Source organism: Nocardia sp. NPDC055002 (assembly GCF_053608825.1).
The window spans coordinates 955,203-967,055 of sequence record NZ_JBSGWE010000001.1; the positions used below are offsets into that span (position 1 = coordinate 955,203).

General features: G+C 68.5%; 8 protein-coding genes. 5 read left to right on the forward strand and 3 right to left on the reverse strand.

Annotated features, from left to right (window positions below; all coding sequences use genetic code 11):
• The first annotated feature begins 3 nt into the window (after positions 1-3).
• A complete protein-coding gene (locus ACWF99_RS04495; RefSeq protein ID WP_452534651.1) occupies positions 4-807 on the forward strand; it encodes a VOC family protein in 804 nt (267 codons plus the stop codon).
• A gap of 5 nt (positions 808-812) precedes the next feature.
• Here the strand turns inward: ACWF99_RS04495 and ACWF99_RS04500 are convergent, their stop codons facing one another.
• A complete protein-coding gene (locus ACWF99_RS04500) occupies positions 813-2,807 on the reverse strand; it encodes an alkyl/aryl-sulfatase (RefSeq protein ID WP_452535312.1) in 1,995 nt (664 codons plus the stop codon).
• A gap of 111 nt (positions 2,808-2,918) precedes the next feature.
• On the reverse strand, positions 2,919-4,559 hold the full coding sequence (locus ACWF99_RS04505) for a PucR family transcriptional regulator (RefSeq protein WP_452534653.1): 1,641 nt from the start codon (positions 4,557-4,559) through the stop codon (positions 2,919-2,921).
• 132 nt (positions 4,560-4,691) lie between these two features.
• Here ACWF99_RS04505 and pruA point away from each other — a divergent pair, with 132 nt between their 5' ends.
• The 4 genes from pruA to ACWF99_RS04525 all read left to right on the forward strand — a co-directional run bounded on the left by pruA (position 4,692) and on the right by ACWF99_RS04525 (position 9,511).
• Complete coding sequence (gene pruA, locus ACWF99_RS04510; protein ID WP_452534654.1) at positions 4,692-6,338, forward strand: L-glutamate gamma-semialdehyde dehydrogenase; 1,647 nt, start codon at positions 4,692-4,694, stop codon at positions 6,336-6,338.
• Positions 6,338-7,303 (forward strand): proline dehydrogenase family protein, encoded by a 966-nt coding sequence (locus ACWF99_RS04515; RefSeq protein ID WP_452534656.1) that lies wholly within the window; start codon positions 6,338-6,340, stop codon positions 7,301-7,303. The genes pruA and ACWF99_RS04515 overlap by 1 nt, the downstream gene beginning before the upstream one ends.
• A gap of 126 nt (positions 7,304-7,429) precedes the next feature.
• Positions 7,430-8,857 carry an amino acid permease gene (locus tag ACWF99_RS04520; RefSeq protein ID WP_378631056.1) on the forward strand — a complete coding sequence of 476 codons (1,428 nt, stop codon included), beginning with the start codon at positions 7,430-7,432 and terminating at the stop codon, positions 8,855-8,857.
• Between the two features lie 30 nt (positions 8,858-8,887).
• Complete coding sequence (locus ACWF99_RS04525; RefSeq protein ID WP_378631054.1) at positions 8,888-9,511, forward strand: TetR/AcrR family transcriptional regulator; 624 nt, start codon at positions 8,888-8,890, stop codon at positions 9,509-9,511.
• Here ACWF99_RS04525 and ACWF99_RS04530 read toward each other — a convergent pair.
• Positions 9,494-11,557, reverse strand: a complete 2,064-nt coding sequence (locus tag ACWF99_RS04530) for an AMP-binding protein (protein ID WP_452534658.1) — start codon at positions 11,555-11,557, stop codon at positions 9,494-9,496. The two genes, ACWF99_RS04525 and ACWF99_RS04530, sit on opposite strands and share 18 nt — an antisense overlap.
• Between the last annotated feature and the right edge of the window lie 296 nt (positions 11,558-11,853).

Consider the following 11,853-nt stretch of genomic DNA (forward strand, 5'->3'; position numbering starts at 1 on the left):
ACAATGCCGACACGCGACGAAGCTTGGCCGCAGGGGACTCCCTGCTGGATCGACTGTCAGGTCGACGACACCACCGCCGCCCGCGACTTCTACCGGACGCTGTTCGGTTGGGAGGTCCAGGACGGTCCCGCCGAAGCAGGCGGTTATCTCATGGCCACACTCGACGGCCGACCGGCGGCGGGCATCGGTCCGAAACCGGTCGGCATGGGCGAAATGCCGTCGGTCTGGACCACCTACTTCGCGGCCGAACGCGCCGACGAGATCGCCGAACGGGTGAGCAAATCGGGCGGACAGGTGTTCATACCGCCGTTCGATGTCCTCGACGTCGGGCGGATGTTCATCGCCGCCGACCCGGCAGGCGGGGTCTTCGGCGTCTGGGAAGCCAAGGCCCACCACGGCGCCGGCGTGTTCAACCAGCACGGCGCCTACTGCTGGAACGAACTGCACACCCCCGCCTACGACCAGGCACACCAGTTCTACAACACGGTATTCGGCTGGCAGTACAACGAGATCGGCGACGGGGAAACCTTCACCTACTCCACCTTCGCGCTGCCCGGTGACAGCCACGAGATCGGCGGCATGATGGACGCCTCAGCGCTGAGTACCCCGCCCTACTGGCTCACCTGGATCCAGGTCGACGACGCCGACGGCTCGCTGGCCGTGGCCACCGAACTGGGAGCTTCGGTGATCATGGGCCCCGACGACAGCCCGTTCGGCCGGATGGGCATTCTGCAAGCGCCCCAGGGCGAGGTGTTCGGCGTGATCGATCCGGCCAAGGCGGTCGGCGAGGTGCCCACCGGGTCCTGACCTCGTCACGGTGTGACGATGGCGAAGTTCGGGTCCGGCTTGTCGATCAGGCCGGGCAGCTTCGCCAGTGCGGTGGCATCGCCGTCGAGGGCGATGTCACCGCTCGCGACACCCTTGCGCAGGTCGGCGCCGCCGACCAGGGTGGCGATCAGGGTCTGACGGGTGAGAGTGATCGTCGCGTCGGGCGCGGGCAGCGCGTCACCGGGGAATCGGTCGTAGTGCACCAGCACGCCGTTGCGCAGTTCGACGCGGTGAACGCGGTTGTCCTCGTTGCTGATCCGCCAGTCGGTGCTCATCCGGACATCCCAGGCCTTCGGACCGTCGATCCGCAGCGACACCGCGTCGAACACCTGCTCTACGCTCAGCGCTGCGGCCATCGCCGCGGAGTTGGCCGTGGTCGGCGTGCCGAAGGAACCGTTGCGCAGTTCGTGGGCACCACTGAGATAGAAGTTGCGCCAGGTGGCGTTCTCCGCGCCGTAGGCGAGCTGTTCGAAAGCGCTGGCCTGCAAGTCTTTTGCCGTCTTGTTGGTAGGGTCGGCGAAGATCACGTAGTTCACGACTTGGACGACCCAGCGGTAGTCGGCGGCGTCGTAGGCCTTCTGCGCCGTCCGCAGAGCCGCGTCGGCGCCGCCCATCGCGTCGACGTGGCGGCGCGCGTTCTCCACCGGCGGGTGTTCCCACAGGTGCGCGGGGTTGCCGTCGAACCAGCCCATATACCGCTGGTACACGGCCTTGACGTTGTGGCTCACCGAGCCGTAGTAGCCGTGCGTGGACCACGACGCGGTCAGCGCGGGCGGCATCCGCAGCATTTCGGCGATCTCGGCGCCGACGTAGCCCTGATTCAGCAGTCGCAGCGTCTGATCGTTGAGGTAGCCGTACATGTCGCGCTGCAGCGACAGGAACTCCACGATCCGATCGGTACCCCAGATCGGCCAGTGGTGCGAGGAGAACACCAGATCGGACCGGCGGCCGTAGCGGTTGATCGAATCGGTGAGGTATTTCGACCAGACATGCGGGTCGCGCACCAGCGCACCGCGCAGGGTGACGATGTTGTGCATGGTGTGGGTGGCGTTCTCGGCCATGCACAGGACGCGGCGGTCGGGGAAGTAGAAGTTCATCTCCGACGGCGCCTCGGTGCCCGGCGTCAACTGGAAGACCATCCGCACGCCGTCGACGGTCTCCTCCTGGTCGGTGCGGGTGACATGCACGGTGGGCGGGATCAGGCCGATCGTGCCGACCGAAGTGGTCTGTCCGAGACCGGATCCCACCTGACCTTTCGGACCGCGCGGCAGGGCGGCGCCGTACATGTAGGCGGCGCGGCGGGCCATCGCCGTACCGGTGTAGATGTTCTCGGCGACGGCGTGCTCCATGAATCCCGACGGCGCGATCACCGGGCAACGACCGGCGGCGACGTCCTGCGGGGTGATGACGCCGTAGCTGCCACCGAAGTGATCGACATGGGAGTGGGAGTAGATCAGGCCGGTGACCGGCCGGTCACCGCGATGCTTGCGATAGAGCGCGAGCCCGGCCGCCGCGGTCTCCGCCGAGACCAGCGGATCGATGACGACCACGCCGGTCTCGCCTTCGATCAACGTCATGTTCGACAGGTCGAGGCCACGGATCTGGTAGAAGCCCGGCGCGATCTCGTAGAGGCCCTGCTTGACGGTGAGCTGGGACTGCCGCCACAGGCTCGGGTTCACCGATTGCGGACAGGAACCGGCGAGGAAGTCGTAGGAGTCGGTGTCCCACACCACTTTCCCCGACGGATCGGTCACCGTGCCCGGCTCGAGGGAAGCGATCCAGCCGCGGTCGGCGTCGGCGAAGTCGGCGGTATCGCCGAAGGGCAAGGTGTCGGCCAGCGCGCGGTTGGCATCCAGGATGGCCTGGGTCGGCTCGGTCTGGGTGCTCGACGGGGTGACTCCGGCCGGTCGGTCACCACATCCGGTGACGGTCGCGCCGACCGCCACCGCCGCAGCCGCGCCGACTCCGACACCCAGCATCCCGCGCCGCGACAACTCGCCCCGGCCCCTGTGTGCAGTGCTCACCGTTACTCCTTCGTTCCACGACCGTCCGACCCGGACGACTATTGCAGACTAACTGCAATACCTGTGTTACTTCTGAGCAATCGCCGTACCGGGCAGCGCGGCCAGCTGAATATCGAGCAGCAACCGGTCCTCGGGGTCGGTCATATCGATGCCGAGGATGGCCTCCACTCGTCGTAGCCGGTAGCGCAGCGTGTTCGGATGCACGCGCAACGCAACCGCGGCGGCGCGCACCTCACCGTGCGCGCGCAGATAGGCCTGAACCGATACCCGCAGGTCAGCGGCGTGCGTTCGATCGTAGGCGTCGAGGTCTGCCAGGCGCGGATCGTGCAGGCGCGGGCGCTCGCGGATCAGCTCCATGATCTCGGCCAGCAGCACCGCGGTCCTGGCATCGGCCAGCGTGGCGACCCGGCCACCCGTGGGGTCGGCGACCGGGCTGTCCAGCACCCGGTCGACCTCGGCGCGCGCCCCCGCGACCGCGGTGAGCCCGGCGACCGGTGCGGCGATCGCGGCCCGCACGATCAGTTCGCGCGTCTGCTCGAGCTGGGTAACCAGCTTGCGCACCCACGAGCCGACGCCGCGCTCGGAATGGTAGGCCGGCAACAGCACATAGACCCGCTCGCCGATCGACTCGGTCACCGAATCGTCGCGGAAAGCGCTGGCGTGCAACCGGATCAAGCCACTCGACGCGGCCAGTCCCGCGGCCGGGCCGATCGGTGCGAAACCGATCACCGCGGCGGGACCGGTCGTCGGCAGGTTCAGCGCGGCGGCGACCGAGGGCACGTCGACGCCGTCACCGTGCGCGCCGAACAACCGGCGCACGAGCAGTGCCTCGGTCGACGGCGCGTCCAGCCGTCGCGCGATGATCCTGGCCGCCACCGCCGACGCGCCGCGCAACACCTGTGCCGCGTCGGGTCGCAGGGGCCCCGCGCCCTGCTGCAACCAGATGGTCCCGAGCATTCTGGCTTGCGCGCCGTCGGCGCCCCGCCGGATGCCGACGACGAGTCGGCGGCGGATATCGAGCTCGGGATGTTCGGGGACGTCGACGACCTCGTCACCGCGCCGCACCCGGTCGAACACGCCCCACTCCCGCAGGATCCGCAGGTAGTCGCTCGGGCCTTCCCGGCCGAGGATGGACTGGATGCGCAGCTGATCGGCCGAGGCGTCCGAGGCCGAGTAGGCCAGGACGTGCGATTGGGGGTCCTCGATCGAGACCATGCCGCCGGTTTCCCTGGCCAGCACCTGGGCCAGCCCGAACAGGTCGGTGTCGGGGGCGAGCAGGTCGTGTTCGTCGGAGGCGGCGCGCTGACCGGGTGAACGGGCCAGCATCCGCCGGATCAGGGAGAACACCTGATCCCAGCGCGCCTGCCGGTGCACGTGCACCAGCGCGACGCCCGCGGTGTGGGCGGCGGCGCGCACCGCGGGCGAGTCGTTGGCGCTCTTGGTCATGAGCACACGTGGCCGCTGCGCGGGGTCGCGGTCGCCGACTTCGCGCAACCAGCGCTCGGTCGCGTCGACGTCGACGCCGACCAGCAAGTACACCTCGGGCAGGGCGCCCTCGGCGTCGAGGTGTTCGGGCAGGTCAGCAGGCTCGGCCAACGCGACCGTTCGCACCGCGACCTCCTCGCCCGTGGGGGCGTCGACGAGGGTCGCGACGGCATGGTCGAGCGCGGCGAGCAGCCCCCGCAGCGTGGTGGCCCCGTCGGGCATCGGGCACCTCCGGTTTGGTCGATCGGACAAAGACAAGCTCGGATATTCATCCGATCAGATGATTATGACTGCTGCCGATCGGTGTTGACTACGTCACATCCCGCTATCCCACACGACGCAGGAGCCGCACTCATGGACGCCATCGCGACCACCCCGCCACCGGTCAACGAACCTGTCGGCACCTTCGCTCCGGGCACCCCGGAACGCCACCGCCTCCAGACCGCGCTCGCCGAGTTGTCCGCCTCCCCCACCGAGATCAGCCACGTGATCGGCGGTCGCCATCTGCCCGGCGACGGCCCGTCCCACGACGTGGTCCAACCGCATCGTCACGCCGCCGTCCTCGGCACCCTGCACGACGCGAGCACCGCCGAAACCGCCGCCGCGGTCGAAGCCGCCTGTGCCGCGGCGCCCGCCTGGCAGGCGATGCCGTTCGACGATCGAGCCGCGATCTTCCTGCGTGCCGCCGACCTGCTCTCCGGGCCGTGGCGGGAGAAGATCGCGGCCGCGACGATGCTCGGGCAGTCCAAGTCCGCCTACCAGGCCGAGATCGACGCACCGTGCGAGCTGATCGACTTCTGGCGGTTCAATGTCTCGTTCGCCCGCGAGATCCTGGCCGGGCAGCCGATCTCCTCGCCGGGGGTGTGGAATCGGATGCAGTACCGCTCGCTCGAGGGGTTCGTCTACGCGGTGACACCGTTCAACTTCAGCGCGATCGCCGGCAATCTCCCCACCGCGCCCGCGCTGATGGGCAACACGGTGGTGTGGAAGCCGGCCAGGAGCCAGGCCGTGGCGGCCTATCTGACGATGCGATTGCTCGAGGCGGCCGGGCTGCCGCCCGGAGTGATCAACCTGGTCAACGGGCCGGGCCCGGTGATCTCCGATGTCGTGCTGGCCGACCCACGACTGGCCGGCGTGCACTTCACCGGGTCGACGGCCACCTTCCAGCACCTGTGGCGCGAAGTCGCGCAGCGTTTGGACGGCTACCGAACTTATCCGCGGCTGGTCGGCGAGACCGGCGGCAAGGACTTCGTGCTCGCGCACCCGTCGGCCGATCCGGCGGTACTCACCACCGCGCTGGTACGCGGCGCGTTCGACTATCAGGGCCAGAAGTGCTCGGCCGCTTCGCGAGCCTTCATCCCGCGTTCGGTGTGGGCGACGATGTCGGAGGACCTGATCGAACGGACATCGAACCTGCGCTATGGCGATGTCACCGATTTCACCAATTTCGGTGGGGCGCTGATCGATCGACGCGCCTTCGACCGCAACACCGCCGCGCTCGAACGCGCCAAGGCCACGCCGGGCCTGACCGTGGTGGCCGGCGGACACAGCGATGACAGTGTCGGCTGGTTCGTCGACCCGACCATCGTGGTCGGTGACGATCCGACCGACGAGGTCTTCGGCACCGAGTACTTCGGCCCGATTCTGGCGGTGCACGTCTACGACGACAGCACCCCGACCGCCTTCGCCGACGCGATGGACCTCGTCGACAGCGGCAGCCCGTACGGGCTCACCGGCTCGGTCATCGCCCAGGACCGCACCGCGATCACCGAGGCCACCGACCGGCTCACCTTCGCCGCGGGCAACTTCTACATCAACGACAAACCGTCGGGGGCGGTCGTGGGCCAGCAGCCCTTCGGCGGTGGACGCGCGTCCGGCACCAACGACAAGGCCGGTTCCCAGCAGAACCTGCTGCGCTGGACCTCCGCGCGCACGATCAAGGAGACCTTCGTTCCGCCCACCGAGCACCGCTACCCCCACCAGGCACCGGAGGTCGGCTGATGTCTGCTCTGCTGCGTTCGACCATGCTCGCCGCCGCGCGGTCACCCCGACTGGAGCGCACCATCACCCGGCTGCCGATCAGCCGGGCGGTGGTGGCCCGCTTCGTGGCGGGCACCAGCACCGAGCAGGCGGTGCGGGCCACCGAATCATTGTTGCGCTCAGGACGTTTCGTCAGCATCGACTACCTGGGCGAGGACACCACCGACCTGGCCGGCGCCGAGGCGACCGTCGCGCAGTACCGGACCTTGATCGCCGCGCTCGGCGCACTCCCCCAGGCCGAGGTGGCCACGGGAGCTGTTCGGCCACTGGAGGTGTCGGTGAAACTGTCCGCGCTCGGGCAGGCCGTGCCGGGCGACGGTCACGCCATCGCCCGCGAGCACGCCCGCCAGATCTGCGCCGCCGCCGAGGCCGCGGGGATCTGGGTCACCGTCGATGCCGAAGACCACACCACCACTGATTCGACGCTGTCGATCGTGCGCGAACTCCGCGCGGACTACCCCTGGCTGGGCACGGTGTTGCAGGCGTATCTGCGCCGCACCGAGGACGATTGCCGCGCGATGGCGGGCCCGGGCTCGCGAATCAGGCTGTGCAAGGGCGCCTATGACGAACCCGAGTCGGTCGCCTTCCGCGACAAGGCCGAGGTCGACGCGTCCTATATGCGGTGCCTCGGCATCCTCACCGCGGGCGCGGGCTATCCGATGATCGCCTCGCACGACCCGGCCGTGATCACTGCGGCCGGGGTGGGCGTGCAGTCGGCGCAGCGCAAGACCGAGGAGTACGAGTACCAGATGCTGTACGGCATTCGCGCCGACGAACAGCAGCGACTCGCCGCCGCGGGCAACCATGTGCGCGTGTATGTCCCCTACGGTGACCAGTGGTACGGGTACTTCATGCGCAGGCTGGCCGAAAGGCCTGCCAACCTCGGGTTCTTCCTGCGCGCACTGGTCGGCACGCGCGGAAGATGACCGGCTGTGCCGAACGATCATCGCCGCTGAACATTATTCACTCTCGACGCCCGCGGTTGCGCGTGGCGGTGTACTCGGATGAGCCCACCGTGACGCGGCGGTGTGCGCCGATGGAAGGAAACGCGAATGTCTTTCGCAGAGCTGCGCACCCAGATGTTGCGCCGCAAACCATTGATCGAGGTCGAGGACGAGATCCCGAGCGACGAGCGCCTCGCCAAATCACTCGGGCTCTGGCAGCTCACCGCGATCGGCGTCGGCGGCATCATCGGCGCGGGCATCTTCACGCTGGCGGGCTCGGTCGCGCACTCGGTCACCGGTCCGGCGGTGCTGATCTCGTTCCTGATCGCCGGTGTCGCCAGTGCCGCGGCAGCGCTGTGCTACGCCGAATTCGCGGGCATGGTCCCGAAAGCGGGCTCGGCCTACACCTACGGCTACGTCTCCCTCGGTGAACTCGCCGGCTGGTTCATCGGCTGGGATCTGCTGCTCGAGTACATCGCGGTGGCGGCGGTGGTCGCGATCGGCGTGTCGGGCTATTTCGGGTTCCTGCTCGATCAAATCGGGCTGACCCTGCCGGAGTGGATGCTCGGCGCGCCCGATACCGGGGACGGCCGGGTGGTCGACCTGTTCGCGGTGCTGTTCTGCCTCGGCACCGCGTGGGTGCTCTCGCGCGGCATCGGCAGTGTGGGCCGGTTCGAGACGGTCGCGGTCGGCATCAAGGTCGCCCTGGTCGTGCTCATCGTGGTGCTCGGGGTGTTCCATATCGACAGCGCCAACTACGAGCCGTACTTCCCGTTCGGCACCGGTGCGGTGTGGACCGGTGCGGCGACGGTGTTCTTCGCCGTGTTCGGCTATGACGCGATGAGTACCGCCGCCGAGGAATCCATCGACGGTCGCAAGCACCTGCCCAAGGCGATCATCTACTCCCTGGCGATCGCGATGGTGCTCTACGTGCTGGCCACACTCGTGCTCACCGGTATGCAGAAGTACACCGAGATCAGCCCGACCAGCGGTTTCTCCACCGCGTTCGAATCGGTCGGGATGCCGGGCGTCGCCAACATCATCGCGGTCGGCGCGATCGTCGGCATCATCACCGTGGTGCTCACCTTCATGCTCGGCGTCACCCGGGTCTGGTTCGCGATGAGCCGCGACGGGCTGCTGCCGATCTGGTTCGCCAAGACCCACCCCACCCGCAAGGTCCCGACCAGGGTCACCTGGATCGTCGGCTTCGGCGCGGCGATCCTGGCCGGCGTGCTGCCGATCAACACCGTCGCCGAGCTCACCAACATCGGCATTCTGATGGCCTTCATCGTGGTGTGCGTCTCGGTGATCGTGTTGCGGCGCACCAGGCCCGACGCTCCGCGATCGTTCCGGTTGCCGCTGATGCCGGTGATCCCGCTGGTCGGGATCGGCTTCTCGGCCTACCTGATCTGGTCGCTGCCGTGGGAGACCTGGGTGCGCTTCCTCGGCTGGCTGGTCGTCGGTCTGATCGTGTACTTCGCCTATTCGCGCAAGCACTCGGTGATGAACCGGACCGCGCCGGAGCCGAGCAAGTAGGCCGACAGACAACTGTGCTGTGATGGGTCGATGAGATCGGAGCAGGACGCCGCGGCGGGCGCGGGGCAGGCGCGCGCGCCGCGGCGGCGGCGCGATCCGGCGAAAACGCGCGAGGCGATCATCGACGGACTGCTCGCCGCGGTGACCGCGGGCGATTTCGCACCGACCGCGCGCGAGATCGCCGCCAGAGCGGGCACCTCCGAACGCAGTGTCTTCGTGCACTTTCCCGACCGGGAAGCGTTGCTGGTGGCCGCGACGGAGCGCCAGTCCGAGATGGTCGAGGGGTGCCTGGTCGTTCCGGACCCCTCGCCTGCCCTGGCCGAGCGGATCACGGTCGCGGTCGCGCAGAGCGCCGCGATCTTCGACCTGCAGCGCGTGCCCCGGCTGCCCGGTCTGCAGGAATCTCGATCGATCGACGCGATCGACGCACGGATGCGGCGCACCGACGAACGCATCCGCGCCGTGCTGGCCGCGCTGTTCGCACCCGAACTGTCGCGCCCCGACGGCGAACTCGACGACGAGCTGCTCGATCTGGTCGACGGCGCCCTGGCCTGGCCGACGCGCCACCACCTGCAGGACCGGCGCGGACTGTCGGGCGAGCAGGCATCGGCCACGATCGAGCGTGCGGTGCGCTTGCTACTCGCTCAGCGCTGACCCGGGTACGAGCACCCGCTTGAGGATCTTGCCGGTCTCCCCGCGTGGCAGCGCGCTCAGGAACGTGACATCACGCGGGACCGAGAATCGACTCAGCCGGTTGCGGATGTAGGTCCGCACCATGTCCGAATCCAGTCCCGCCCCTTCGCGTTTCACCACGAACGCGGCCAGCCGCTGACCGAACTCCCGGTCGGGGACGCCGACCACGGCGACTTCGCTGATCTGCGGCAGGTGGGCGAGTGCCTCCTCGACCGGTCGCGGGAAGACGTTCTCGCCACCGGAGATGATCATCTCGTCGTCGCGGCCCGCCACGAACAGCCGTCCCCCGGCGTCGAGATAACCGAGGTCGCCGGTGTCGAGCATGCCGTCGGCCTCCTCCGGCGGCGCGGAGTTGACGTATCCGTCGAAGAGCATGTGATTGGCGACGAAGATGTGTCCGGTGGAGCCGACCGGCACCGGCCGCAGGTCGGGACCGAGCACCGCGACCCGGGTACCCAGCGGCGGGCGACCCGCTGTCGTGGGCGAAACCCGCAGGTCGTCGGGGGTGGCGACGCTGGCCCACGAGACCTCGGTCGAGCCGTACACGTTGTAGAGCACGTCACCGTAGCTGTCCAAGAATCGCAGCACGGTGGCGCCGGCCAGCGGCGCACCACAGCTGACCACGAACCGCAGGCTCGACAGATCCAAGCCCGCACGGACCTCGTCGGGCACCTCGAGCAGACGTTCCACCATCGTCGGAACCACGATCAACGTGGTGATCCGGTGTTCGGCGACCGCGCGCAGGCAGTCCATCGCATCGAAACCGTCCGACAACACCACGGTGGCGCGCAACGCGGTGCTCAGCTGCAACCCGGCCAGACCCCAGGTGTGGAACAGCGGCGCGGGAATGAGCATGACCTCCTCCACCCGCAGCGGGATCCGCGAGAGCAGCGCGGCGATGGTGCCGAACCCCTTGGCGTGCGGGCGGCGCGCGCCCTTGGGCGAACCGCTGGTGCCGGAGGTGAGCACGATCAGCCTGCCGGGATGGGCCGGCACCGGGAAGTCGGTGTGCGCCTGCGTGATCAGGTCGTCGATCGTGGTGCGGTCGGGGTCGGGCGGACAATTGTCGGTGGTGTAGCGCGGTACCTCGCTGTGCAGGTAGCGGATCAGCGTTTCCAGCGCGCCGTCGACGAAGACGGCGCTCAGCCGGTGGCGCTGCACGATCTCCTCGATCCGCCGCCCCGACAATCCCGCGTTGAGCAGCGCCACGTCGACGCCGAGTTTGCCCGCGGCCACCATGGTTTCGACCATCCCCGCGTGGTTGCGCGCCAGCAGGCCGATGGCGTCACCCTTGCGCAGACCGATCGAGTGCATCGCGGCGGCCAGCGCGGTGGACCTGGCGTCGACCTCGGCGAAGGTGCGATGACCGCCCGCATCGATCAGCGCGAGCCGATCGGGTTCGTACGCCGCGCCCGCCGCGTAGCCACCGGCCAGGTTGAAGCCCCACTTCGACAGGGAGCGAAGCTGTCTCACGATCGACATCGGCTCGGGCCGCATCAGGCCGGTGGCCGCGATGCTGCGCGCCACCCCCGCATTGCGACGCACCATCGAGCGTTCGGCGTTGACCACCACCGAGGAACGGGTGCCCGCGATCGAGTCGGCGGTACGGCGTAGCCCCGCCTTCACCCAGTCGGTGACCAGCGAGTTGCCGCCCTGCTCGAGCAAGGGATGGATCCGCGCGGTCGCGAACAGGGTGATATCGAGGCGCGTGCGCTGCTGATCGCCACGCAAGCGGATCGCGGCGAAACTGCCGAGGACCGGGCTGCGCAGTTCGAAACTCTCGTACCAGCGGCCGATCACGAGAATGAACTCGTGCGTGCGGATACCGCCGCTCGCCGAACCGACCCGCACCTGCCAGTGGACCGCGCCGTCGGGGCGTTCCACCGGTTCGCAACTGCCGATCCCGGTGAACATGCGTGGGTAGCTCTGGGGATCGAGCAGTACATCCCACAACGCTTGACGCGCGATCGTGAAATCCGCGCTGACATCGATGACGTCGTTGACCAAACTCCGTGCTCTACTTCCCGTCGGCCTGTTCGACCCAGCTGGTCGGCGGGCAAAAATGGGCGCTGCGGCCGATACCACCTCGCGGGTCGCCACGCTACCCGGCTGCGGCGCCCTGCCATCAAGAATCAGACAAAACCGGTGGTTCGGGAGCGTTTCGGCCGGATTTTGGTTTGTGCGCCACACCTGCCGACATCGCCGATGTGAAACTGTCCAATCCCTTGCACACCCTTCGAGGATGCCGAAGTATTGCTGGCAGTACCGACCCGATCTGCATGAGTCGCCGTGACACACGGCGC

Coding starts and splice junctions, on each gene's coding strand:
- ACWF99_RS04495 (WP_452534651.1), top strand. CDS start 4: ATGCCGACACGCGACGAAGCTTGGCCGCAGGGGACTCCCTGCTGGATC.
- ACWF99_RS04500 (WP_452535312.1), bottom strand. CDS start 2,807: ATGCTGGGTGTCGGAGTCGGCGCGGCTGCGGCGGTGGCGGTCGGCGCG.
- ACWF99_RS04505 (WP_452534653.1), bottom strand. CDS start 4,559: ATGCCCGACGGGGCCACCACGCTGCGGGGGCTGCTCGCCGCGCTCGAC.
- pruA (WP_452534654.1), top strand. CDS start 4,692: ATGGACGCCATCGCGACCACCCCGCCACCGGTCAACGAACCTGTCGGC.
- ACWF99_RS04515 (WP_452534656.1), top strand. CDS start 6,338: ATGTCTGCTCTGCTGCGTTCGACCATGCTCGCCGCCGCGCGGTCACCC.
- ACWF99_RS04520 (WP_378631056.1), top strand. CDS start 7,430: ATGTCTTTCGCAGAGCTGCGCACCCAGATGTTGCGCCGCAAACCATTG.
- ACWF99_RS04525 (WP_378631054.1), top strand. CDS start 8,888: ATGAGATCGGAGCAGGACGCCGCGGCGGGCGCGGGGCAGGCGCGCGCG.